At 48.5% G+C, this 24865-nt stretch carries 26 protein-coding genes and 2 tRNA genes; 10 read left to right on the forward strand and 18 right to left on the reverse strand.

Annotated elements, in window-relative coordinates; genetic code table 11:
* Positions 1-19: 19 nt before the first annotated feature.
* The 6 genes from solA to NST70_RS11725 form a co-directional block, all read right to left on the reverse strand.
* On the reverse strand, positions 20-1165 hold the full coding sequence (gene solA, locus NST70_RS11700) for an N-methyl-L-tryptophan oxidase (RefSeq protein WP_342475141.1): 1146 nt from the start codon (positions 1163-1165) through the stop codon (positions 20-22).
* A 75-nt stretch (positions 1166-1240) separates the two neighbouring features.
* On the reverse strand, positions 1241-2407 hold the full coding sequence (locus NST70_RS11705; RefSeq protein WP_342475142.1) for an FAD-binding oxidoreductase: 1167 nt from the start codon (positions 2405-2407) through the stop codon (positions 1241-1243).
* A 12-nt stretch (positions 2408-2419) separates the two neighbouring features.
* Positions 2420-3889, reverse strand: coding sequence for an aldehyde dehydrogenase family protein (locus tag NST70_RS11710; protein WP_258921254.1), 1470 nt, complete (start codon positions 3887-3889; stop codon positions 2420-2422).
* A gap of 14 nt (positions 3890-3903) precedes the next feature.
* On the reverse strand, positions 3904-4833 hold the full coding sequence (locus NST70_RS11715) for an ornithine cyclodeaminase family protein (protein WP_342475143.1): 930 nt from the start codon (positions 4831-4833) through the stop codon (positions 3904-3906).
* Positions 4834-5370: 537 nt separating this feature from the next.
* Positions 5371-5443 (reverse strand) — tRNA-Ala (locus tag NST70_RS11720).
* 18 nt (positions 5444-5461) lie between these two features.
* Positions 5462-5534 (reverse strand) — tRNA-Ala (locus tag NST70_RS11725).
* Positions 5535-5700: 166 nt separating this feature from the next.
* Here NST70_RS11725 and NST70_RS11730 point away from each other — a divergent pair.
* On the forward strand, positions 5701-6702 hold the full coding sequence (locus tag NST70_RS11730; RefSeq protein WP_258922260.1) for a potassium channel family protein: 1002 nt from the start codon (positions 5701-5703) through the stop codon (positions 6700-6702).
* A 298-nt stretch (positions 6703-7000) separates the two neighbouring features.
* On the opposite strand, the gene NST70_RS11735 is transcribed toward NST70_RS11730, so the two are convergent.
* Positions 7001-8350 (reverse strand): glucose-6-phosphate isomerase, encoded by a 1350-nt coding sequence (locus NST70_RS11735; RefSeq protein WP_013860095.1) that lies wholly within the window; start codon positions 8348-8350, stop codon positions 7001-7003.
* 156 nt (positions 8351-8506) lie between these two features.
* On the opposite strand from NST70_RS11735, the gene NST70_RS11740 reads away from it, so the two are divergent.
* Together NST70_RS11740 and NST70_RS11745 are read left to right on the forward strand one after the other, a co-directional pair.
* The gene (locus NST70_RS11740; protein WP_014097577.1) at positions 8507-8737 is read left to right on the forward strand and encodes a DUF378 domain-containing protein; all 231 of its coding nucleotides are present in this window, start codon (positions 8507-8509) and stop codon (positions 8735-8737) included.
* Positions 8738-8880: 143 nt separating this feature from the next.
* On the forward strand, positions 8881-9360 hold the full coding sequence (locus tag NST70_RS11745) for an effector binding domain-containing protein (protein ID WP_258921252.1): 480 nt from the start codon (positions 8881-8883) through the stop codon (positions 9358-9360).
* Between the two features lie 96 nt (positions 9361-9456).
* Here the strand turns inward: NST70_RS11745 and NST70_RS11750 are convergent, their stop codons facing one another.
* Positions 9457-9591: a hypothetical protein gene (locus tag NST70_RS11750; protein ID WP_342475147.1), complete on the reverse strand. Its 135-nt coding sequence runs from the start codon at positions 9589-9591 to the stop codon at positions 9457-9459.
* A gap of 83 nt (positions 9592-9674) precedes the next feature.
* Positions 9675-10061: a S1 domain-containing post-transcriptional regulator GSP13 gene (gene yugI, locus NST70_RS11755; protein WP_013860098.1), complete on the reverse strand. Its 387-nt coding sequence runs from the start codon at positions 10059-10061 to the stop codon at positions 9675-9677.
* 268 nt (positions 10062-10329) lie between these two features.
* Here yugI and NST70_RS11760 point away from each other — a divergent pair, with 268 nt between their 5' ends.
* Positions 10330-10539 carry a helix-turn-helix transcriptional regulator gene (locus tag NST70_RS11760; protein ID WP_019721420.1) on the forward strand — a complete coding sequence of 70 codons (210 nt, stop codon included), beginning with the start codon at positions 10330-10332 and terminating at the stop codon, positions 10537-10539.
* Positions 10540-10912: 373 nt separating this feature from the next.
* Here the strand turns inward: NST70_RS11760 and NST70_RS11765 are convergent, their stop codons facing one another.
* Positions 10913-11944 (reverse strand): NADH:flavin oxidoreductase/NADH oxidase, encoded by a 1032-nt coding sequence (locus tag NST70_RS11765; protein WP_342475150.1) that lies wholly within the window; start codon positions 11942-11944, stop codon positions 10913-10915.
* 197 nt (positions 11945-12141) lie between these two features.
* On the opposite strand from NST70_RS11765, the gene NST70_RS11770 reads away from it, so the two are divergent.
* Positions 12142-12999, forward strand: coding sequence for an aldo/keto reductase (locus NST70_RS11770; RefSeq protein ID WP_061575142.1), 858 nt, complete (start codon positions 12142-12144; stop codon positions 12997-12999).
* Between the two features lie 383 nt (positions 13000-13382).
* On the forward strand, positions 13383-14225 hold the full coding sequence (locus NST70_RS11775) for an aldo/keto reductase (protein WP_013860102.1): 843 nt from the start codon (positions 13383-13385) through the stop codon (positions 14223-14225).
* Between the two features lie 196 nt (positions 14226-14421).
* Here the strand turns inward: NST70_RS11775 and NST70_RS11780 are convergent, their stop codons facing one another.
* The 3 genes from NST70_RS11780 to NST70_RS11790 all read right to left on the reverse strand — a co-directional run bounded on the left by NST70_RS11780 (position 14422) and on the right by NST70_RS11790 (position 16948).
* A complete protein-coding gene (locus tag NST70_RS11780; RefSeq protein ID WP_342475151.1) occupies positions 14422-15672 on the reverse strand; it encodes a L,D-transpeptidase family protein in 1251 nt (416 codons plus the stop codon).
* Between the two features lie 332 nt (positions 15673-16004).
* A complete protein-coding gene (locus NST70_RS11785) occupies positions 16005-16211 on the reverse strand; it encodes a hypothetical protein (RefSeq protein WP_061575144.1) in 207 nt (68 codons plus the stop codon).
* A 137-nt stretch (positions 16212-16348) separates the two neighbouring features.
* The gene (locus tag NST70_RS11790; RefSeq protein ID WP_342475153.1) at positions 16349-16948 is read right to left on the reverse strand and encodes a peptidylprolyl isomerase; all 600 of its coding nucleotides are present in this window, start codon (positions 16946-16948) and stop codon (positions 16349-16351) included.
* 134 nt (positions 16949-17082) lie between these two features.
* Between NST70_RS11790 and NST70_RS11795 the strand changes: the two genes are divergently transcribed.
* Positions 17083-17466: a kinase-associated lipoprotein B gene (locus NST70_RS11795; protein WP_019721416.1), complete on the forward strand. Its 384-nt coding sequence runs from the start codon at positions 17083-17085 to the stop codon at positions 17464-17466.
* A 617-nt stretch (positions 17467-18083) separates the two neighbouring features.
* Complete coding sequence (locus tag NST70_RS11800; RefSeq protein WP_061575146.1) at positions 18084-19292, forward strand: MFS transporter; 1209 nt, start codon at positions 18084-18086, stop codon at positions 19290-19292.
* Between the two features lie 66 nt (positions 19293-19358).
* Here NST70_RS11800 and NST70_RS11805 read toward each other — a convergent pair whose 3' ends face one another.
* Positions 19359-19745 carry a hotdog fold thioesterase gene (locus NST70_RS11805; RefSeq protein WP_013860109.1) on the reverse strand — a complete coding sequence of 129 codons (387 nt, stop codon included), beginning with the start codon at positions 19743-19745 and terminating at the stop codon, positions 19359-19361.
* A 90-nt stretch (positions 19746-19835) separates the two neighbouring features.
* Here NST70_RS11805 and NST70_RS11810 point away from each other — a divergent pair, with 90 nt between their 5' ends.
* Positions 19836-20207, forward strand: coding sequence for a hypothetical protein (locus tag NST70_RS11810; RefSeq protein ID WP_328228979.1), 372 nt, complete (start codon positions 19836-19838; stop codon positions 20205-20207).
* A gap of 76 nt (positions 20208-20283) precedes the next feature.
* Here the strand turns inward: NST70_RS11810 and NST70_RS11815 are convergent, their stop codons facing one another.
* From NST70_RS11815 to NST70_RS11830, 4 genes are read right to left on the reverse strand one after another with little or no spacing between them, the layout of a single operon-like run.
* Complete coding sequence (locus tag NST70_RS11815) at positions 20284-20463, reverse strand: hypothetical protein (RefSeq protein WP_014097554.1); 180 nt, start codon at positions 20461-20463, stop codon at positions 20284-20286.
* Between the two features lie 60 nt (positions 20464-20523).
* A complete protein-coding gene (locus NST70_RS11820) occupies positions 20524-21645 on the reverse strand; it encodes a GerAB/ArcD/ProY family transporter (RefSeq protein ID WP_342475155.1) in 1122 nt (373 codons plus the stop codon).
* Positions 21646-21661: 16 nt separating this feature from the next.
* On the reverse strand, positions 21662-22873 hold the full coding sequence (locus NST70_RS11825; RefSeq protein ID WP_061577175.1) for a Ger(x)C family spore germination protein: 1212 nt from the start codon (positions 22871-22873) through the stop codon (positions 21662-21664).
* Complete coding sequence (locus NST70_RS11830) at positions 22870-24528, reverse strand: spore germination protein (protein WP_014097551.1); 1659 nt, start codon at positions 24526-24528, stop codon at positions 22870-22872. Before NST70_RS11830 ends, NST70_RS11825 begins: the two co-directional genes overlap by 4 nt.
* Before the next feature lie 117 nt (positions 24529-24645).
* On the opposite strand from NST70_RS11830, the gene NST70_RS11835 reads away from it, so the two are divergent.
* Positions 24646-24861 (forward strand): hypothetical protein, encoded by a 216-nt coding sequence (locus NST70_RS11835; RefSeq protein WP_019721409.1) that lies wholly within the window; start codon positions 24646-24648, stop codon positions 24859-24861.
* Positions 24862-24865 lie beyond the last annotated feature (4 nt).

The following is a 24865-nucleotide window of genomic DNA, read 5'->3' on the forward strand; positions in this document are numbered from 1 at the left end:
GTGTACGCTGCGATGATGATCATGCAAGAGCCGCCCGGTTAATTGAAAAAAGCGGCAATGGGCATTCGGCATTTTCTTTTAACACCATTTGGCTGAGCATCTCTCCGACACTGCTTGCAAATTTAAAGCCGTGTCCTGAAAATCCTGCGGCTATGGCCACATTGGGATATACAGGATGGGTATCGATGATGAAATGTTCATCCGGCGTATTGGTGTACAAGCATACTTTTCCCTTTTTTAAGCGGCCGGCTGCCCCCCGCATGTATGTTTTCAAAAAGGCCCGGATATCTCCTTCGTCTTCACGGTATGCGCCAAATTCCCGGTTCATTGTATCAGGGTCTGCCGCCTGCCCGCCGTCATGGCGCCCGACTTTCACGCCGCTTCCATTAAAACTTGGAAAACCGTAGTATGTTCCTTCGTATCCGTCCATTGTAAAAGCCGGAAACACATCTGCATTGAACAGCGCTTCGTCCGCTTCAAACCAGCCGACCGTTTTCCGGACCGGCTGAAGCGGCAAATTGAGCCCTAAGTTTTCAAGCAGTTTCCCGTTCCACGCACCGCCGCTGACAATGCATTTTTCAGCGGTGAATGTGCCGCTTTCTGTTACAACAGTGACAGTCCGGCCGTCGGTTTTCAGATCTGTAACCTGGGTATTGGCAAGCAGGCGCGCACCCTTTGCTTCCGCCAGTTTACGGCAGGCGCGGATGCAGTTTTCCGGAAACAGGACGCCGGCATCCGGTTCATAAATGGCACGGTAGCCCGCGGGAAGCGAAATGCCGGGCCAGCGTTTTTCCACTTCCACGCCGGCCATCGTTTCAATCGGGAGGTTGTATGTATTTGCGCTTTCGACTGCTTCGTTTAAAAAGGCCGCATGATCCTCCGGGCTGAAACTGAGGACGCCGGTTTTGGCAAAAATCTTTTCTCCGGAGGCCTTTTCCAGTTCATCCCAAAGCGTTTGCGCCCGCAACACGAGCGGCACGTAATCCCGCCCTTCTCCGTAGGCATGGCGGATGATTCTCGTTTCGCCGTGGTGGCTGCCGGATGTATGCGGCGGGTCAAAAGCATCCAGCAAAAGCGTTTTTACACCCTGGCTTGCCAGAAAATAACCGGCTGCCATTCCCATTGAACCGGCACCAACGACAATAACATCGTAATGTTTCTCCATTGTATTCCCTCCCTCTCCGTTATTATAACTATAACATGTGGTTTGGAAAATTTGGCAAAAACAGAAGATGCCCTTTTAATAAATGGCATCTTCTGTAACAAGGTCGTTTTCCGCAAACCGTTCGACCCGGAGCGGTGTAAGATCAATGGTTTCATACTTTCCGGTCCGGATCAGCTCCGACAGCCCCTTTCCGACGGCCGGCGCCTGCTGCATACCGTGCCCGCTGAACCCGAACGCGGCAAAATACCCTTTCATTTCCGGATGCTCGCCGATGATGGCATTATGGTCGGCAGTATTGTAGTCATAAAGGCCGGCCCAGCCGCGTTCGACTTTTACCTTTTCAAAATTCGGGATGCGCTGCGCAAGAACAGGCCAAATCTGCTCTTCAAATTCGGACCGCTTCCAGCTGAAGTCGATCGCCGGCTTTTCCTCTTCCCCGTATCCGGCAATGATTTTGCGCCCCTCGTGCCGGAAATAGACACCAGTCGGATCCATCGTCAGCGGCAACGGTTTTGCAAGCGGTTTTTCCACATCAAACATAAAAATCCGCCGCGGTACCGGTATAACCGGAAGCGGCAATCCGGCTTTGCTGCTCAATCCGGAAGCCCAGGCGCCCGCACAGTTCACGACAACAGGCGCAAAAAACGCCCGGCCATCTTTGATCCGCACGCCTTTTATCCGGCCCTCTTCCGCCAAAAAGCAGTCCGCTTCTTCATAAATATATTCCGCGCCGAGATGTTTCGCATTTTTTATAAACCCTTGCATCGCCGTGTACGGGTCCAAATACCCGCTTTCCGCACAGTACAGCCCGCCTGCAAGATCACGCGTGATTAATTCAGGAATGAGCGCCACAAGCTCTGTTTTCCCAAGCCATTCAGATAAGACGCCGTTTTGGTGCTGGAGCTTTAACTGCTTTTCAAAAAGCGGCCTCATTTTTTCTGCCGCTAGAAATAAGTATCCGCGCTGTTTCAAATCGATTTCAAAAGTTTCGTTCCCGATGGCCATGTTACGGGTGAAATTTTGATAGGCTTTAAGGCTGTACCGGCTCATTTTAATATTAATCCCCGTTGTAAAAAGCTGCCGGATGCCGCCTGCGCTCCGCGGGGTTGACGCATATGCATAGGAGGGGTCCTTTTCAAACACAATGATCCTGCCGGTAAACCCGTCCGCGAGCAAATGGTACGCCACACTCGAACCGATAATCCCGCCGCCAACAATGATCACATCCGCCTTGTTTTTCATCCCATCCCCCCTTTAATGATTGTCGATCTGGGCGCGCTGCAGTTTCCCGCTGAAATCGACATACACGGCTTTCCATTCCGTGTATACATCAAGCGCTGCCGGCCCCGAGTCGCGGTGCCCGTTGCCCGTTCCTTTTGTCCCGCCGAACGGGAGATGGATTTCAGCCCCCGTCGTCCCGGCATTGATGTAGACAATCCCGGTATCCAAATCACGCATCGCCTGAAAAGCTTTATTCACATCTTTTGTAAAAATGCCGCTCGACAGCCCAAAAGTGACGCTGTTGTTAACGGCAATCGCTTCTTCAAGGCCTGCTACCGGAATGATCGAAACAACCGGGCCGAAAATTTCTTCCTGTGCAATGACCATTTCCGGGCTGACATCCGTAAAAACGGTCGGCGCATAGTAATATCCTTTTCCCGGCAAAATGCGCCCGCCTGTAAGCAGCCTTGCCCCTTCTTTTTTGCCGGTTTCAACATACTGGTGGATGCGGTCGAGCGCTTCTGCATTGATAACCGGGCCGACTGCCACCGTTTCATCGAGGCCGTCGCCGATTTTCAATTCCGCCGTTCGCCGGATCAGCTTTTCTTCTAGTGCATCTTTGATCTTTTCATGGACAATGACCCGGCTTGTAGCCGTGCATCTTTGCCCGCTCGTGCCAAATGCACCCCAAAGGATGCCGTCCACCGCTAGATCAAGATCCGCATCGTCCATGACAATCACTGCGTTCTTCCCGCCCATTTCAAGCGAAGTCCGTTTCAGAAGGCCGCCTGCCCGTTCATTGATTTTACGCCCGACTTCATTCGAGCCGGTAAAAGAGATGAGGCCGATGCCCGGATGTTCCACCATCGCTCCGCCAATCACGGAACCGGAGCCGTGGACAAGATTGACAAGCCCTTTTGGGAGTCCCGCTTCTTCATAAATTTTTACAAATGCGCATGCTGTGGCCGGCGTTTCCGTAGCTGGCTTCCAAATCACCGCATTCCCCGTTACAAGCGCCGGCAGTGATTTCCAGGAAGCAATGGCGATCGGAAAATTCCACGGCGTGATCAGCCCGGCAACGCCAACCGGCACACGGATGCTCATCGCAAATTTATTTTGCAGCTCAGATGGCACGGTATCACCGAATTGGCGTCTCCCTTCCCCTGCCATGTAAAATGCCATGTCGATCGCTTCCTGCACTTCCCCGCGCGCTTCATCGATCACCTTGCCCATTTCGCTTGTAAGCGTGCGCGCGATCTGTTCTTTTCTTTGTTTTAACAGTTCTCCGACTTTGTATAAATAGTTTGCGCGCTCAGGTGCCGGAACGAGCCGCCACATGCTTTGCGCGCTTTTGGCAGCCTGGACGGCGCGGTCAAGGTCCGGTGCTTCGGACTGCGCCACTTCGCCCAATGTTTTCCTGTTTGCAGGATTTACAACCGGGGCAAATTTTCCCGTTGACGGTTTGCACCACTCGCCGTCAATGTAATTCAAATATTTTTCCATGCGCTGTTCCCCCTTTAAAAATCGAGCATTTGCCCGATCCCGAGCTGTATGGCTTTTTCGTAAACCGTTTCTGCAGCCACCAGGTCAAACAGGGCCATGCCCGTTGATTTAAAAACCTGTAGCGTGTTTGGATCCGGCTTTACTTTTTGCGTGACAATTTTGGAAAACGGAATGGTTTCAAGCCGGCTGTCCACATCCCCACTTTCCTTTGCGGCATCGTGCGAGTCGATATATATTGATTTCAAGTTTTTCAGAAGTGCATCAGGAAATTCGCGCATATGCGGCTGGTATGAGCCGATGCCGATGACAAGCTTTCCGTCGTAAAGGTCTTCTTCCGGCAGTACAGGTGTGGCAGATGATGTTGCCGTAATGAGGATATCGGCGTTTTCGGCAAGCGCACGGGCGGATTTGGCTGTATGGACCGGGATATTTGGAATGAACGTTTTGAACCGGCGAATAAATGGAGGAATGTTAGAAGGTGTCCGGTTGAATAAAAAAATGTTTTCGATGTTGCGTGCGGTGCAAACACCGGCAAGCTGATACAACCCTTGGTAACCCGTGCCGATAAGCCCGGCTGTTTTGGCATCGCCAGGCGCAAGATATTTTGCCGCCGCCCCGCCGATTGCCCCGGTCCGAAGTCCGGTTAAAACCGTACCGTCCATGAGTGCTTTCATGGATCCATTCCTGCTGTCGACGAGCAGCATAGCACCCTGGGTCACCGGCCGGTCCTTGTTATCCGGGAAAACGGAGACGATTTTTGCGCCAGCTGTCTCATTTGTGTTACACGGCATGAAAAGGACGGAGTGGTTCCGGATGGTAAAGTGCGTGCGCAGCGGCATTCGGTAACCGTTTTCTTCATAGATGCGGTATGCTTTTTCTACAGCTGCAACCATTTCCTGCATGGAGGCCGATTTGAGGACATCACTTCCGTTAAGGACAAGCAAGGCCGCACCTCCTTACTTCAGAGATTTGGTAAAAATATATGTGAGGCAAAGCAGGATCATGATAAAAAAGGATTTGGCAGCCGGGAAAGCAGCTCTGGGATCCGAGCTTGCGGCTTTTGTCGGATTGGAGGGCTCTAGTGGGACAATTCTTTGTTCCCGGGCTCATATTTTGTCTTTCATCAAACTAATGAAAGACAGTTTGGCGTTCATGGACCTGTGTTTTGTCTTTCATCGGCCCTATGAAGGACAGTTCACCGTTCATGGACCGGTGTTTTGTCTTTCATAAGCCCTATGAAGGACAGTTCGTCGTCTCTCGGCAGGTGTTTTGTCTTTCATCGGCCTTATGAAGGATCAATTCTACCTGGGGCTTGTGTCTAATTGGACGCGCTATCGGGACAGTCCTCCGTGGAAGTTCAACGCTTTTGACTGATGGCGTACACCAACGGGACAGTTTCACAGGGGTTAATTTTATTTTTCCTCAGGGGCGCATATACGAAAAAACGCCCAAACCTGTAACAGGGTGGACGTTTTGTGTGATGGAGCATAGCGGGTTCGAACCGCTGACCTCTTGCATGCCATGCAAGCGCTCTCCCAGCTGAGCTAATGCCCCGTGATATAAAGTTGGGAATGGAGCATAGCGGATTCGAACCGCCGACCTCTACAATGCGAATGTAGCGCTCTCCCAACTGAGCTAATGCCCCGTTTTGTCATGATCACCGTTTTTCATCAGCGACAATGTTATTATACAATGCAAAAAATGATTGTGCAACTATTTTTTTAAAAAAATAGTTTCCCGTTTGCCGCCTTGTTTTTTCGCATTGCGGCCGGGGAATACTAATGAAGATACCAAAAAAGGAAGTGGACGGTATGTTTCATTTCTTTTATTACCGTTTTTTACGCTGGCCGATCATTGTCCGGATATTGAACCTGGCCCTTGCTGTGATCTTTGTATTCGGGCTGGCCATCCATTTTGTCGAACCGAAAACTTTCCCGACGGTGTTTGATGGTGTTTGGTGGGCAGTCATCACGACAGCAACGGTCGGTTACGGGGATTTGTACCCGGTCACTTTGGCGGGCCGGGTGATCGGCATCATCCTCATTTTATCGGGTGCCGGCATTCTGTCTGCCTATTTCGTGGCGCTGGCCGGTGCAACGGCTACACGGCAAAACGCTTTTTTGGAAGGAAAAGCGGCGTTTACGGGAGGAAAACAAATGGTCATTATCGGCTGGAACGAACGCGCCAGAAAAGTAATCGGGCAGCTCATGGAATTAAAAGAGCGGCAGCCCATTGTATTGGTGGATGAAACAGTTGAATCCAACCCTTATCCTTATGATAATGTGTATTTTATAAAAGGAAAGCCGTATCAGGACGAGACGCTGAAAAAAGCAAATGTCCGGGCGGCGAAGGCAGTGCTGATCACGTCCGACCAGCATAAAACGGAGACGGAAGCAGACATGGGCGCAGTCCTGACACTGCTTGCTGTCAAAGGCTTGAACCCGGATGCATATTGTATTGTGGAAATCCAGACAGCCGACCAGGTAGTAAATGCCAAGCGGGCGGGCGCGGATGAAGTGATCCAGGCAAATACACAGGCAAGCTTTGTCATGCTGAACAGCCTGATTTCAAACGGGATGTCCGATACGCTTTTGTCGTTATTGAACCAGCAGGAAAAAAACCATCTTGACTTTATTCCGGTGAAGCCGAAGTGGCGGAATTTGACGGTAAAAGATTTGAGCCGGCAGCTGCAGAAAGAGCGAAAAATTTTAATCGGCATCCAATCGAGGGATGACACCATGATCAATCCGCCCTTGGATTATACCATTACGGATGAAGAGCATTTATTTGTCGTTTTGGAAAAAGGCAAGTAACCATTCAAAAGTTTGCCAGGAAAATTTTCCAGCGAATTGGCGATAAAATAACCGAGAACCGGTGCAGGCGGATGTTCAGCAGTGGACGGCCAAATTGGAAAAGCAGCTGATCCCGTGCCTTGCAGATTGCGCATTTTTATAAAGCGGCTTGCACCTTATGCTACATCTGATATGCTGCACTACGAAGATTGCTTCGTTTTGAGAAGCGGCTTCATCTGAATCAGCTGGAAGTTTTGGCTTGCGTTTGCCTTATCCAAGAAAAAAAGCAGGGCTGGCATTGCCCTGCTTTTTTTCTGCATTATTTCAAACGTTTTTCGAGTTCTGCTTTCAAATCTTCATAGCCCGGTTTGCCGAGGAGTGCGAACATGTTTTTCTTATATGCTTCCACACCAGGCTGGTCGAACGGGTTGACGCCGTTCAAATAGCCGCTTACCGCACAGGCTTTTTCAAAGAAGTAAACGAGGTAGCCGAATGTGTATGCATCGGTTTTCGGAATGGAGACCACCAGGTTCGGTACGCCGCCGTCTGTATGGGCAAGCAATGTACCTTCAAATGCTTTGTTATTCACAAAGTCAACGGTACGGCCGGCCAAGTAGTTCAAACCATCCAAATCGTTTTCTTCTTTTTCAATTGTCAGTTCTTCGCGCGCCTGCTCTACTTTTACGACCGTTTCAAACAAGTCGCGGCGGCCTTCCTGGACATACTGGCCAAGGGAATGCAAGTCGGTCGAGAAGTTTGCGGAAGAAGGATAGATGCCTTTTTGGTCTTTCCCTTCACTTTCGCCGAATAATTGTTTCCACCATTCGGAGAAATATTGCAGCCCCGGTTCGTAGTTGATCAGCATTTCGATCGTTTTGCCTTTGCGGTACAGGATATTACGGACAGCCGCATATTGGTAGGCAATGTTTTCCGCTACTTCAGGGTTCGAGAAATCATCAACGGCTTTTGCCGCCCCGTCCATCATCGCTTGGATATCGACGCCGCTTACTGCGATCGGAAGCAGACCGACAGGCGTTAAAACAGAGTAACGGCCGCCGACATCATCCGGAATCACGAATGTTTCGTAGCCTTCCGCATCAGCCAGCGTTTTCAATGCTCCTTTTGCGCGGTCCGTTGTCGCATAGACGCGGCCTTTTGCTTCTTTTTCACCGTATTTTTCAATGAGCAGTTTGTTGAAAATACGGAAAGCAATCGCCGGTTCTGTCGTTGTTCCGGATTTGGAAATGACATTGATGGAGAAATCTTTGCCTTCCAGAACGTCCATTAAATCTTTCATATAGGTGGAGCTGATGCTGTTGCCGACGAAGAAAATTTGCGGGTTTTTGCGTTTTTCCTTCGGCAGCACGTTCATAAAGCTGTGGTTGAGCATTTCAATTGCGGCACGGGCACCAAGATAAGAACCGCCGATGCCGATCACAAGCAGCACGTCGGAATCACTTTGGATTTTTGCCGCTGCTTTTTGGATACGGGCGAATTCTTCTTTATCATAATCTTTTGGCAATGTCAGCCAGCCGGTAAAATCATTGCCGACACCGGTTTTTTCATGTAAAAGCTTGTGGGCCAATCGAATCGGTTCGCTTAAGTATGTAATTTCATGTTCGTTAAAAAACGCGAGCGCTTTTGAATAATCAAACTGAATATGCGTCATTGTCCAGATCCTCCTGTTATCGATTTACCATCTCCACTTTATCGAATCTTTACCCTTTTCGCAAGGAATGTAACGAATTTCTCACATTTCCTGCATGCATAATGTTTGCAGATTTTTGCCATGCTATTCCTGTACATTGAACAAGGAGGTAGAGAAATGAGCATTGTACAAAGAATTGCGTTAATTTTCACGATTATTGGCGCGATCAATTGGGGCCTTATCGGTTTTTTCAACTTTGATCTGGTGGCGGCTATTTTTGGCGACAATTCCGCAATCTCCCGGGTCATTTACGGCATTGTCGGCATTTGCGGCCTGATTAACCTCGGCCTGCTTTTCAAACCGGATGCCGAAGTGGAGCGGTCCACCCAGGCAAAACCGACGAGATAAGAGATACAGCCTTGGGAAACCGTGTTTTCATTGTAACAAAGGCAGTGCAGCATGCCTGCCTTTTTTTGTGTTTTTTTATCTTTTTTTCCTTTACGCCCGCTTCTTTTTTCATTTAAAATGAAGCTATAAAGATTAGCGGGGAAGTGTGCAGCTTGGAAATTCAAATTGTTCAGAAACACGCATTTAACGCGGTCGGGAGCAAATGGACCGGTACCTTCGAGCAGGCGGCAAACGGGGATATCAAAAGATTTTTCCATCAATTTAAGCAAAAAATGGGGAAAATCCGCCATTGCACCGATCCCGGTGTTGTGACCGGGCTTTCCTACCACCCGCAGGATGATGAAGGCTTGTTTTCCTTTTACCTTGTCCGCGAAGTGGCCTACATAGAAGCGGTTCCGGAAGGCATGACAGCCCTGACTGTTCCTTCGTATACATTTGCGGCTGCGAAATATAAAGGCAAAGGCGTGCAAAAAGCGTATGCCGAATTGTATAAATGGATCAGGAAAAACGGCTACACCGTCTTTCAGGGGCAGCTTGAGCATCGTGAAGATTATCCGGCATCATACGAACCTTTAAGCGATGAACCCGAATTGACCATTTATATCCCGCTATATATAGAATAATACGCGGGCAGATTTCCCCGCGTTAGGCAAACCATTCTGCCATGCAGCATGGCACGTGGTTTCAGACGGATTCACCCGGCAAAGCGTGTTAAGAAACTATTCTGCAGAGAAACGGCGGCGCCCGCCATCCATCCGGCGGGCTTGCGCGTACAAGCGGTTTGCATCGCACTTTAAATCGGGCAGCGGCGTAAGCGGAATTTGCAGCCAGCTCACGGCGGAACTGAGATCCATACACCGGATTTATCCCCACAGGCAGACCCGGCGTTTTTCGGATAAAAAAAATCCGGACAATCTGTATGCCCGGAATCGCCCGATTATTTTTTAATCAAATCTTCACGTTTTGATTTTTCAATCCACTCTTTTAACTTATCGCGCAGCGTGTTGAAACCTTCTCCGGACTCTTCGGCGGCTTTCACGGCACCTTGGCGCCGGCGCGGTTTCCTTGTGTCTTGATGCGGCGCTTCTTCCGTTGCTTTCATGGAAAGACTGATTTTGCCGCTTTCTTCGTCTACCGACAACACTTTTACTTTGACTTCATCCCCGATGTGGACATAATCGTGAATATCTTTGACATACCCGTGTTTAATTTCGGAAATATGGACAAGGCCTTGTGTCTCTTCATCAAGCGCTACAAACGCGCCGAACGGCTTAATTCCGGTCACTTTTCCGGTGTATACATTTCCTGCTTCATAATTTGACATGAAAACACTCCTAGTATTGTTTTTTCCTGTTATACGCAATAAAATATTATATCATAGTCACGAGTGCATGTCATTCCCCAAATATTTTTCAGGCCTGGCCCCGGCAGGCACCCGGAACCTTTATTTATCATTTTTATCGTGCCCGTGTTTAAAAAAGTTCAAAAAATTGCTTCAGCCTGCCACCCGCCCATATGCTACAATAAAATAAAGAAATGAATATGGAAAGGAAGTATTTTTATTTAAAATAATCGTTAAGGGAGGGCGTCTCATGAATAGCTTTGGCGAGAAGTTGAAATTTTACCGTGAATTAAACGGGATGAGCATCGAAGAACTGGCCGTGAAAGCCCGGATTGGCAAACATACACTCGAACAGTACGAAACCGGGGAACAAATTCCGACCACACAGACAATATTAAAACTCTCCACTGTTCTTGATGTAGCCGCTTCCGTATTTTTGGAAGCGCTCGGAAAAAAATAATTTTATAAGAGGTTTAAATTTCATTCACAACGGCTATCCTAATACTACAATGCTTTCCTTAGTGAGGGCGACTTTCGGGAAGCCGCACTATCATAAGTACTCCCCCTTTTTTTATTTTTGCGGGTCCGGTTTTCCGGCCCCGTTTTTTGTATGCTGTAAAGAGAAAAAACAGCGCCTCGTTTAGAGCGCTGTTTTCCTGTTTTTTGGATTCGCTTTTTATCCTTTCAGCCAGAATGCACGGGCGGCCGCTGCAAACAGACTTCCTTACCGTTTTGGAAATTCCCTTGTATATTGGACCGTTTTTCCAGCGCGGTACCGGCTTCAAGTGTTCGCTTCGGGAACTTCTACGGGCGGCCGCTGCAAACAGCCTTCCTTATCTTTTTGGAAATCCTCTTGTATATTGGACCGGAATACCTGCGTCTTTGCGGAGCACGATACCGGCTTCGAGCGCCCAGTACGAGTTGCGCAGCATGCCTCTGCCGACCGCAACAAGATCTGCTTCTTCGTTTCCGATTACCGCATTGGCAAGAACCGGGTCTTCCAGCCGGCCGACAGCAATGACCGGAACGTTTAAAGCCTCTTTGATCCGGCGTGCAAGCGGCACCTGGTAAGCAGCGTGCGTCCCCGGGCGCCCGTCTGCACCGATAGGGCCCTCGCCTCCGGAACTGATATGAAACAGGTCAACACCCGCTTCCTTATACGCCTTCGAAAATGCAATGCTTTCTTCAATGCCATACCCGCCATCGACATATTCACGGGCTGAAATGCGCATAATAAGCGGCATGTCAGCAGGCATTTCTTTTTTGGCAGCGGCGATGACTTCTTTTCCGAATAATGCCAAATCCTGTCCGTATTCATCTGACCGTTTGTTTGTATAGCGCGACTGGAATTCATGGATCAGATAACCGTGCGCGCCGTGGAGTTCGATCGTGTCAAAACCGGCCTGGACGGCGCGGCGGACAGATTCGCCAAATTTGCGGACGACTTCTTTGATTTCTTCCTTCGTTAATGCCTTCGGTGTTTTTGCATTGTCATCAAAAGGGATAGGGGAAGGGGCAACCGGCTGTTTTGCGTCCTGTGCTTTTCTGCCGGCATGTCCGATTTGAATCCCGACTTTGGCGCCGTACTGATGGCACGCTTCCACAATTTTGGCAAGCGGGGCGATCTGTTCATCAGACCATAAGCCGAGATCGTTGTCGGTAATTCTGCCGTCCGGCTCCACATCGGTCATCTCAATAATGATCAGGCCGGCACCCCCGATGGCACGGCTGACGTAATGGACATAATGCCAGTCAGTGGCAACGCCATCTTTTTTCTCAACGGAGTATTGGCACATAGGAGGCATGACAATACGGTTTTTCACTTCAAGCGATTTCAGCTTGTACGGGGTAAATAAATCATTCATTGCAAAACCACTCCTTACGCCTGATATTTTTGCACCTGAACCGCTATGTAAATGGCGGAAAAGTTCGTTCCAAATATAACAAACCGGTGTTCCAACCGTCAAAACTTGCGCTCACAGTCCTTGTGCGTGCAAAATTCTGCCTGATTGTGTTAAAATCATCATACACTTACATATCTAAGCGAAAGAAGGAATGAAGGATGGCTCAAACGATTCCAAAATTAACATTCAATAACGGCGTTGAAATCCCGCAACTCGGCCTCGGCGTTTTTCTTGTAAAAGAAGAAAATGAGTTGAAAAACGCTGTGAAAGCCGCGCTGGAAACCGGCTACCGCCATATTGATACTGCGATGATTTACGGGAATGAAACATATGTCGGCGATGCAATCCGGGAAAGCGGCGTAGACCGGAAAGAAATCTTCATTACGTCGAAAGTGTGGAACTACGACCACGGCTATGAAGAAACAAAAGCCGCTTTCCAGGCGAGCCTCGACCGTCTTGGCACCGATTATTTGGATCTTTACTTGATCCACTGGCCGTCACCGAAATATATTGAAACATGGAAAGCAATGGAAGAACTTTACCATGAAGGCAAAGTAAAAGCGATCGGCGTATCGAATTTCCAAATCCACCATTTGGAAGATTTGCTGGCCCATAGCGAAGTGGTGCCGGTGATCAACCAAATTGAGACACATCCGGAATTTCCGCAAAATGAACTGCATGCATTTCTGAAACAGCATCATATTTTACATGAAGCATGGGGCCCGCTCGGCCAGGGCAAAACAAACCTGCTTGAGCAGCCTGTTTTGGTTGAGCTTGGGAAAAAATACGGCAAAACCCCGGCGCAAATTGTGCTGCGCTGGCACGTGGAACGAGGCATTGTCGTCATTCCAAAATCGGTGACCCCGAGCCGGATTAAAGAAAACAGCGAGATTTTCGATTTCTCGTTAACCCCGGAAGACATGGAAAAAATCGCTTCTTTGAACACCGGGAAACGGTACGGAAGGAATCCGGATGACGAAGAATTTTTAGCACAAACTTCCGTAAGGCCGGAATAAAGACGGGCAGCTGTTCTCTGGGCAGCTGCTTTTTTAATTGCTTTTCCGGAAATGATACCGGTTTCTCCCGGAGCGCCTCCCATCGCCAATTTCTTGCGGCTTTCCGGCGATTGATTGATTTTTCCAGAGATCCCCTTTGGTTTTGCTGTACTTTTCATGCCGGCTGCTTTTTTTCCAGCGAATGCGAAGCCACCATGGGAGGTTCATGCCCGCCGTTTCGCGGGGGGCTGTGCCTGTTGTTTTGGATCTTTTCGCCTGAACCCGCTGGTTTAAATTTTACGCTGGTTTTTCTCTGCCCCAAGGCAGCAAGATCAATCATCAAAATGGACGCATTTTCCAGCCATTGGTATACTGATTACAAAATACGAAAGGAGCGATAGAAATTGTCCATTTCCATTCCTGAAATCAAACTGAACGACGGGATGACCGTTCCGGCCGTCGGATTCGGCACATACAAACTGAACGGGGCGGCAGGCGTCCAGGCGATCGTAAGCGCCATTGATGCGGGTTACCGCCTGATTGATTCGGCATTTAATTATGAAAACGAAGGAGCGGTCGGCGAAGCGGTCCGGCGCTCTTCCGTTCCGCGTGAACAGCTGCGCATCACTTCGAAACTCCCGGGGCGGCACCATGCTTATAAAGAAGCGGTCCAGACCATTCAGGAATCATTGTACAGGTCCGGCCTCGATTACTTTGACCTTTACCTCATCCACTGGCCGAACCCAAGCAAAGATTTATATGTGGAAGCGTGGCAGGCGCTTGTCGATGCGCAAAAATGGGGGCTTGTCCGCTCGATCGGCGTTTCCAACTTTTTGCCGGAGCATTTGCAACGGATCATAAAAGAAACCGGGGTTGCGCCGAGCATAAACCAGGTGGAACTTCACCCTTATTTCGCACAGGAGGAGCAGCGCGCCTGGCATGAAGAACACGGAATTGTAACGGAATCATGGAGCCCGCTTGGAAGAGCGAACCATCTGCTTGAAGATCCGGCGATTCAAAAAATTGCTGCGGCCCATCAGAAATCCGTTCCGCAAGTGATTTTGCGCTGGCATACACAGCTTGGCGCCATTCCGCTCCCGAAATCGGCTTCCCCGGAAAGGCAGCTGGAAAACTTGTCCATCTTTGATTTTTCGCTTTCTGAAGAAGAGATGCGCACCATATCCGGATTAAGCCACCCGGACGGCAGGACTTTTGGGCAGGATCCGGCAACCTATGAAGAATTTTAAACCCATGTAAAAAAGGGGCTGCCCCAAAAACCGTTAAACGGCTGATGGGAGCCCCCTTTTTTGATACAAGCGTTTATGAATTTCCGTCACTATGCCCACAAGAGCTTCATGAATTTTATGAGCCAAATAAAGGGGCTTTAGGGACAGCCCCTTTATCTAAAACAGTAACCGGCCCGTATAGAAGCCGTCCCGGCCATTAATAAACGATGACCGGTTCATTCTGTTCCAGGTTGTCATAGACGGTTTTCATGACACTTGGCGGCGTGTTCACACATCCGCCGGAGCCGTGGTGGAGATAGGCGTCCATGGCCCAGTTCTTCCGCCAGCCCGCATCATGGAAACCAACACCGCCGAGCGTGAAAGGTGCCCAATATTTTACCTTGACGGAATAATTCGGGTTGCCCGCTTCACTGCCCTCCAGTACAGACGGGGACTCTTTGTATTCGATATACCAGACCCCTTTTGGCGTATCTTCATTTGTGTCATGCCTTCCCGTTACAACCCGGGTTGTGACTTTCAGCTTGCCATCCTTATAAATCCAGATGCGCTGGTCGGAAATCGACACTTCCGCATACGTATCGCCAATCCCGTTTTCGGCCAGGACATGGTAGCCGACGCCGATCGTGCTGTACCCTTCGCCGTAAATATTGTAGGCCTTGACGGTGTCCTTGCCGTTTTGGAAGGCGTCCGCAATCCGTTTCGCTTCCGCTTTCGTATCGATCGCCCAGCCATACGACTGGCCTTTTACGGAAATGACGGAGCCCGCATGCGTTTTGAAACTGAAGTTTTTATGGAGCGTCGATTTCTCCTTGTTCAACTCTTCCAGCCGCGACTGGATGCCGGACGGGTCAATTGCCAGTTTCATATCTTTGGAGACGGATGCATTTTGAATCAGTTCGCTTGCCTTGAACGGGTATTTCTTTTCCTGCAGGAGATAGTTGACCGTCTTGTTTGAGAGTTCTTCAAGCTTTTGCTTTTCCTGCTTTACAATCCTGCTGTTTTCCCGGACCGGCTGAAGTTTTACCGGGCGCAAATGAATTTCACTGTTGTATTTTTGCTTGTCATATGCCTTTAACATGGCGGAAATGTCGTATTGATTGCCGTTTTTGCTTTTCGATACGCCGATTTTTCCGTCCTTCATATAAGCCTGTGCATCTTTTGGCGCCTGCAGATTTTTATTTTGCTGTTCCAGTTTTTTGGAAACTTGCTGCTTCAGTGTCACATTGCGGTAGTGGTCCGTCCGCCCCGGCATGATCATATAATCTTTCTCTTTAAAAGACGGAATCCATGTGCGCTGGGTTTTGAAAACGCGTTTAACCTTCGCCATATCGCCGTCTGTAAAACGGACCTTTGTATCTTTTCCGTCCACCAAAACTTTGTTTCCGACATAAACTTTATTTGTTAATGTCATAGACTTTAATTTTTTCATCGCCTGTTCAGTGGTCATGCCGCCGACTTTGACGCTGTTGATTTTGACATGCGGGTTAAAACGGGTAGCCTGGTAATAGCCGGCACCGCCTAAAAGAATGATGACAACTGCCGCAATGATGCCAATGAGAAGACCTTTCTTCCTGGTTATGGCCGATCACCCCAATAAAGTAGTTTATGTTACAAAAAGATTACATCATTTACATATAAGATATATGAATCCGCCCGATTATACAAGCCATTTATTTCATTTCATCCAACGTTCACAACTCATCGGGGAAGCAACATGACACCCTTTCCTGCCTTTTTACCGGAAACGCCGGGCATCTGCCGCCTATAAAAAAAGAAACGCTAATCCGAATGTAGAAAGCGATTTTTCTTCATGATTTCTTCTTCCAGTTTTTTTGCCTGCTTTACCTGCTTTTCATTGATTTTCCGGAAAATGAAAAACACGAGTACCGCAAGCAGCACAAAAAATGAAAGTGAAATCAAAGCCGGGATATAATACTTTTTCTCCTGCGGAAATTGAACCAGAAATCCGATGAGGTATGGAAACAATGGCATCTCCCCCTTTTAATCGATTATAACAGCCGAAAGCCACAAAGAAAACGGATACAGCACCGCATTTTTCATGCGGTGCTGGTGGCCAGGTTTCCGGAAAGAGCTGCAGGGAAGGCCGGCAATAGCATCAACGATTAACGGATGGTGATTTTTTCAATGATGACATCGTGCACCGGTTTATCCTGCAGGCCTGTACGGACACCGGCGATTTCATCGACAACCTCCATGCCTTCAATGACATGGCCAAATACGGTATGGCGGAAATCAAGCCACGGGGTCCCGCCTTTTTCCATATAAGTTTCCACGACTTCAGCCGGGTAACCCGCCTGTTCCATCTGCCCTTTCATGCCGGGATCGACCGTTTTGCTTTGGACGATGAAAAACTGGCTGCCGTTTGTGTTCGGGCCGGCGTTGGCCATGGACAAGGCGCCGCGGAAATTGAAAAGCCGCTCTGAAAATTCGTCTTCGAACGGGGCGCCGTAGATGCTTTCGCCGCCGGTCCCGTTTCCGCTCGGGTCCCCGCCCTGGATCATGAACCCGTCGATCACACGGTGGAACGTCAAGCCGTCATAGTAACCGTTTTTGCTGTGCGTGACAAAATTTTCGACCGTTTTCGGCGCAAAGGCTGGAAACAGCTTGATCGTGATGGTGCCCATATTTGTCTGCATGTCTGCGACCGTTTCGTTTTCATGCACTTCCGCTTGAAGCTGCGGATACATTGTTTCTTCTGCCATATGTTTGAAACCTCCATTTGTTTCACTATTCTTGTCTACTTTACTAAAATCCGGGCAAAAAGTCCAAACGTTTTCTTTTGCTTCTTTTCGGCTTTTTCACCATAATGGTAGTAAAAGCGCAAGGGGGAATCGGTTTGGAAGTTGGCGATAAGATTGTGACAACGAAAAAAACCGGGAAATATATTGGCGAAATTACGCAAGTGTTTCCCGACCATTATGTATTTAAGGTGCTGGCCGTGTTAAAGCATCCCGCCCAGGGGGATTTGCACCACCCGAATGAAGGGGATGTGCCGTTTTTTCACGAGCGGAAAGCTTTGGCCTTCGGGGAACAGGCGAATATTCCGCGAAAAACGGCAAAACCGTACAACGGCGAGATTCCGGATTATGACGCGTCACTGAAAACCGCTGTCTGCGAACTGATGGAAAAGCTTGAAAAAGAGGACACACTTTACAGCCGGAAAAGCATCGCCGCGTTAAAAAGTTTGATGAAAGAATATGGCATATCACCCGTTGGATGATTTTCCCAGCGGGTTTTCTGATGGCAGGGGCAATGATACTGTTAGGGAAAACGTGATATCCCCTTTTTTCTGCGGCAAAAAGGGAATCGGGGAATGCTTCTTTTTACTTCCTTCCTGTAAGCCGCGCGTAAATATCCAGTGCCAAATGCCGATGCCCAAATCCGTGGATCCGGATTTTGCCTTCCATGTTCTGATATACCAGCCTTAAATCAGCCGGATGCCTTTGTATTCGTTTACTTTGAAAATGATAGGATATCCTCCTTCATCATTCCCTTTCAAACACGATCCAACATTTCTCTGCCGTTTTACTTGATAAATTGCGCGTACATGGCCCGGCCGGAACTGTTTGTGGCAAAACGGGCGGGATCCAAACTTTTCCAAAATGGGGTTCGGATTTCAAACATATACTAGATGTGCGGGCCGTCCTATACAAAAGTGCGTTTCAAGCATACGATGCAAGGGTAAAGTTCCTCCGTCAAAAAACGGACACCTTTTTTACAAGCCGGTTTTGTTGAAGTTTCGGTGATAAGTTTTATAATAATATTTAGGTCAACGAAATATTTACTCTATATACTTTTATCTTTTTTTATTGCGCAAGGAGGCGATTTTCTCATCTGATGAGCCAGGAAAAACGCAATTTGTATATTATGTTCGTCTGTAACTTTTTAGTAGGTGCCAGCTTAACGATGATCGTTCCGTTTTTATCGTTATATATTCAAACATTCGGCCACTTCAGCGACAGCTATGTCCAGCGCTGGGCCGGATATATTTTTGGCGTGACCTTTCTGGTTGCTTTTTTTATGTCGCCAATCTGGGGGCGCATCGGCGACAAATACGGCTTTAAACCGACGCTTATTATTACCGGGTTCGGCATTGCCGCGAGCCTGTTGTTTATGGGGCTTGCGGACAATGTCGCCACTTTATTTTTGACCCGGATTTTCATGGGGATCGTGACCGGGTTTATCCCGACTTCCATGGCGCTCATTTCCAAGCAGACCTCGAAGGAGGAAGCCGGCAAGGTGCTCGGCACTTTGCAAATGGGCAATGTTTCCGGAAACTTATTCGGGCCGCTGATTGGCGGATCGATTGCGGACAATTTTGGTTTTAAATACACTTTTATGATTACAGCCGTTGCCATTTCGATTGCCGCGCTTGGCGTTGTTTTCGGCATTAAAGAAAAACGTGCCGATCCTGCCCGGCGAAAAGGGAAACCTGTTTCTCCCCTCGCTGTTGTGAAACAAATTGTCAGCCGCCGGATTTTGATTACTGTTATGGTGATTGCACTCTTGATCCAAATGGCGAACTTTTGTGTTCAGCCGCTTTTGGCACTGTATGTCAGCCATTTGACAAGTTCAGGCAATATTGCATTTTTATCTGGGCTTGCTTTTTCCGCCACCGGCTTCGGCAACCTGCTTTTGGCAAGGCAGTGGGGCATGCTTGGCGATAAATACGGGCATGCAAGGATTCTTTTGATTTTGCTTGTGCTTGCCTGTGCCTTCATGGTGCCGCAAGCTCTCGTAAGCCATTTATGGCAACTGATTATTTTGCGGTTTTTGTTCGGCATGGTGATCGGCGGGATGAACCCGAGCATTGTGGCGTTTATCCGCCTCGAAGCGCCGCTCAGCATGCAAGGCGAAGTGCTCGGTTATAACCAAAGTTTCCGGTTTCTCGGGAATGTAACAGGGCCGCTGATTGGCGGTTACGTATCCGTCATCTCCGGCATTTCATCTGTGTTTTATGTAACCGGAGTTTTGTTCCTGTTCGCATTTGCGCTCCTTCTTTACAGTGTAAAATCAGAACAGCGCCGCACCGTCCGGGAAAGCTAAAACGGCAAGATACCAGTTTGGTGGTATCTTGCCGTTTTTACTTTTTCTTGCCGGGCCGTGAAACTTTTAGCTTTTTTTCGGTACGACCGCAATCGTACAGCGCGACAGGCAAATTAAGTTTTCGTCTTCGTCTTTGATTTTGATCTCCCAAACCTGGGTACTTTTGCCCCGGTGCACGGCTTCGGCAACTGCGGTTACGGTGCCGTTCCGTTTTGAACGGATATGGTTGGCATTGATTTCAAGCCCGAAGCAGACTTCTTTTTCTAAATCGATCAGCATCGCAGCCCCTAGGCTTGCAGCGGTTTCCGCGAGTGCGACGGATGCGCCGCCGTGCAGGTATCCGAGCGGCTGTATCGTTTTTTCATTCACCGGCATGGTCGCCACCACTTTCCCGGGCTCCATTTGGACAAGTTTTATGCCAAGCGCGCCGATCATTGTATGTTCCAGTTCCATCTCTTTCCCCCCGGTCCGGATTGTCCATACATCTTTCAAGCCTTTCTTTCATACTATGTAAAAAATGATGTTTCCCACCTGAGAAAGAAGGTGAGAATATTGTACTACAATCCGTATTATGTTGTTCCTTCCTTTCCATACTATTCCATGCCTTACCGCCAATATCCTGCCGTCCACCCGAAAAAATTTATGGATTCGGCCATACACACGCACGAACTCTTGGCAGATGCACAGCTTTTGCTTAACCGGATTTCCCGCTCTGCGGCTTTTGCCGGACAACTCATGTCTGCCGCACAAAAATCAGATTCAGCTGGTGTCGGCCGCATGCTGGCGGGAACCGCTATCCAGCATATTCCGCGTGTTTTTTATACACCGGACGGCCTTATATTGCAGTTTGTCTGCCAGGCCGCGGGCAACCAGGCACCTTGCTGCGAGCTCCGGTTGAAAATGTGCTGGTCATAACTTGCGGCTTGTCCATTGCCCCGGGATCCTGCCGCCCGAAAAAATAACCCCCGCTTAAAAGCGGGGGGGTTATTTTTTAATAATACGGGAATGGCGGATATCCTCCGTACGGAACCGGCGGGTATGGCACCGGAGGATATGGGAAATACGGGCGCGGCCTTACCAGTGCGCCGCCAAGCAAGCCGCCGAGAAAACCGCCCAAAAGCGGTCCGGCAAAAAATGGTGAACGTGCCGGGTAATGTGCATGCGGATACATCAAATAACCTCCTCTCCTTCTATTTTTAGTGTATGCATCCCGCCCGTACCGGACTGGGCGTTACGCAGACGCTGGCTTTTGCCTGTTCTTTTTTTTGCGCCGCTCTTTCCATAAAATCAGCAGGAGCGTTACAACCGGAAAAACCACTTGTATAGGGAGGTGAAGCAGAACAGGCACCACTTTGATGCCCTCATCGATATGTTCCGCAAATGTTGGGGCAATCATTGCCGATGCGCACAACATAATCAGGCCGAGCGGATAGACCGTTTTCCTATAGCTGCTTACATGGAACAGCTCCGTAAACATAATACAAGCCGCATATAAGTAAATCCCTACTTTGAAAAATCCGCCAACAATTAAAGTCACCATAAAAAGTACATCCAGCCGCTCCAGAAAATGGGCAAGTTGAATTTCCTGAATGGTCGCAAGCAGCGGAAACGGGGATCGCATCATCGCATCCACGCCAAGCACACAAATATTGATCAGCATCGAGATCGCCAAATTTGTGCCGCTTAGCCACATAGCTGACAGCCCGGCTACTTTTACACTTTTTATCTTATCTACAAGCGGAAAAATGGACAAAAACGCAATCGTTTCGCCAAAAGGAATATAAATCGTCTCCTTCCCCATTGTTTTTAGGACAGGCATGGGCCCGTTTTCCAGTACTGGTTTCAAATAATTGATCTTGACGAGCCCTGATGAAGTAATCAATACGAAACTCGCAATCGCCAGAAAATAAAAGAAGATAATAAAGATCTCCCCGGTTCTGGCCATCACTTCCATTCCCTTTTTTACTGCATACATGACGCACAAAGCCAAAATCACCGTGATAATAAACCGCGGTGTTTCCGGATAAGCCGATATGATCAGCATTTCTCCAAAGTCGCGCAGCACCCTGGCAGAAAGGTACAGGAAGTAAATGCCCATCGCAAAGCCGAAAAACCAGCCAATACCTTTTCCGTAAATCGCCCGCAACCATTCGACCGGCGAAATGCCAGGATAAAAGGAAAATATTTTGTAATAAACGTAAAACAGGAAAAACCCGACGCTCAGGCCGCTTAAAATTGCAAGCCATGCATCCTGTTTTGCGCCGCTTCCGATTCCCAGCAAAAGGGCACTGCCAAGTTCAAACATAAAGATTAACACAAATAATTGGTACGAGGAAATTTTTGCCTTTTCCATATATCACCAGGCCCTGTTATTTTAAATTTGAATGGAATGGATTTGTCCGTATTCCAGAATTGGCGATGACGACGTTTGCATGCACCTTCACATTTAAATGGGCAAAGCCCTTTTCATTCCAATGGTGCCTTAAACTGTGCCACTCTTTCGGGTACTGGCGGTAAATCATTTCCCCGAAGCCGAACACATCACATTGGTCGTGCTGCATATGGCGAATGCCATGGTTAATTTGCTGCTCCACATTTTTTTCGTATGCTTTTTCAATCCGGGCCATTTCCTTTGAATCCAGTACATCAAGCGGTACATTGATTTCTTGCAGCTGGCCCACAAGGCTGATGTGGATATGCATTTCCGGCTTTCCGTTTTTCATGGCCGGTTTCATACCGATAATCGTTTTTCTTACCTGCAGCCCGAGCGCATTTGGATGATGCGCCCAGTCTAAATCAAGCGAAGTCATTTTTGTTTTTTTCAATAGCCATGTAATCGTAAGCGCATCCTGTCCGCCTACCCAGTCAATCAGTTTTCCATGCTTTAGGATCCCGATCCCCCCGCTCGTTAAGTATGCGTCCAGTTCTGTCTGATTCTGGCTTTCCAGCATCTCTCCTTTTTTCTTATCCCCTATCAGCTTGAAGCTTCCTACTACTGCTTCTTTTCCTTCCGTTGTAAGATCATATAGGAGATCTGAAATATCTGTTTTTACCCGCCCGCCGACATCTTCTTGCGCATATTCCAATGTTTTATTGATTTTATTGGAAGGAATACGCTCAATCGGAGTCAGCACTTTAAGGACATCCTCTGCCTTGCCGTTGCGGGCAATCAGAACGGAAGCAGTATTGCGGAATTCTTTATTTCTGTCAAAAATATCAATAATCGGATAAATCCCATTTTCCGCCGTGCTTTTGCCAATCAGGAGAACGCTTGTATGGGAAAAATATAACCTCCTCGACATTTCCCGGCCTGCAGCGAGAAATGCGTCCTCAACCGTTTTGCCTTCCGTTTGGAAGATGGTGACAGTGGGGCCCTGCCCGCCGCTTGTTTGCATGCCGCTTGGAATATTTAAGGAATTGACAATTTGATAGGTCAGCAAATAATTCCCGTTTTCAAGCCGGTCAATGCCGATGGCGCTTACAAAAGCAATATCCGTTAATTCTTTATGGCTCCAGCAGCCTGCCAGCAAAAAAGATGCCGTAAAAAGTGCAACGGCTGTTTTCCATCGTCTTCTTCTCATGGTTGCTCCCCATTTTTCACACTTTTTTGTTTCGGCGGCATCGGCTTCTGGTTTTCGGCCTGGCGGATGATATTTTTCTGACTGAAGAGCCGCGGCCTGGCGCTCATTGACCAAAGCGGCGCCCGGATCACCGTATCACGGGAGTTGGAACGGATGAAAGGGGCAATCGGCGCCATGTAGGGCACACCGAATGACCGCAAGCTGGTCAAATGGACAGCAAGCGTAATCATCCCGATAATGATGCCATAAAAACCGAAAGTGGCCGCCAGAAACATAAAAACAAAACGGTATAATCTGGCTGAAATGGCAATGAAAAAAGACGGGGTGGCAAAACTGGCAATAGCCGTAATCGAGACGACAATGACCATTGCGGGAGAAACAAGCCCGGCCTGCACTGCCGCCTGCCCGATAACAAGCGCCCCGACAATCGAAACCGTCTGGCCGATTGGGCGCGGCAGACGGAGTCCGGCTTCCCGCAGAATTTCAAATACAATCTCCATCCCAATTGCCTCGACAACAGCCGGAAAAGGAATCGTCTCCCGCTGCGCCGCAAGTGCAAAAACAAGCTGTGTCGGGATGAGTTCCTGATGAAAAGTGGTCACGGCGACATATACAGCAGGCCCAACAAGCGAAATTAAGTAGCTGAGCACCCGCAAAAGGCGGATCGCTGTCGCAATATCAAACCGTGTATAATAGTCATCCGCCGACTGGAAAAATTGGATAAAAACAGCAGGTGCGAGCAAAACGAACGGCGAACCCTCCACAACAATGGCAAAACGGCCTTCCAATAAATTGGCTGCCACGACATCCGGCCTTTCCGAATGGTGCATTGTCGGAAAAATGGTATACGTTTTATCTTCAATGAGCTGTTCAATATAACCCGAATCCAAAATGGCATCGATTTTAATCGTGTTTAACCGTTTACGGGCTTCCTCAAGGACTTTATCGTTTGCGATTCCTTTTATGTACATGAGCGCAACATCGGTCCGGGTCACTTCCCCGATTTTAAAGTTTTCAATCCACAGATTCGGATCTTTAATCCGTTTGCGGATCAATGAGGTGTTGACGCGCAATGATTCAGTAAAACTATCACGCGGCCCGCGTACAGTCACTTCGATTGCAGGCTCTTCAATCGCCCGCTGTTGCCCGCCCCTTGTGCTGATGCTTAATCCGCCGTATACCCCGTCAATCAGTAAAATGGACTGGCCACTCAACAGCTCCGAAAACAAGTCATTCCAATTCATGACCTTTTTTACACCGCCAATTTTAATGACGTGCTTCATGATGCTGTCGAGTATATTTTCACTTCCCAAATACCCGTCGATTTCCGGATTGCCCATCAAGACTTCAAGCAGGTTTTCATTGATCATTTTCGGATCATCCAGGCCATCGACGGAAATAACGGCAGCCGGCAAATCATTGCCGCTTCCAAGCATGATTTGATGGATGACAATGTCGGAACTGTTCCCGGTTGTTTTTTTCAACTGCCCGAGGCGCGTTTTTAAATCGGTGCCCATGGTCAAAAACGGGATATCCGTTACAGTCCCGCTCGTATCGTCTCCGCGCACAGGTGTTTTCTGCACGCCCCCGCTTTTCTTTTCATTTTTGTTATCAGTTTTTGCAGCGTTTCTCTGCTTTTTCCACCAATATGGCATACCGGTCCTCCTTTTCGCCCGTGCATGGCTGGTTATAACGGAGCGCAAACTACTGATGAAGGTATCTTGTTGTTAGTATGTTTCGATCCGAAAAAAATATGAAAGGAATTGGCACGCATGAAAATCGCTTTTATCACCGGCATTGTCGCACTGGTCCTCTATGTCTTCGTTTCCGGCATCGATTTTTATATGACCAGGGACTTTATGGGATCTGTCCATCATCCGATCAGCGTCTTCGATACCTTTTATGCTATTGAAAAAGGCGTGCTCGCGATATGCATAATGGCGCTTATCTTTGAAATCGCAATCGAAGTGTTTAAACAGAAAGGATGAAGAG

Source organism: Weizmannia sp. FSL K6-0777 (genome assembly GCF_038593185.1).
GTDB lineage: Bacteria > Bacillota > Bacilli > Bacillales > Bacillaceae_C > Weizmannia > Weizmannia faecalis.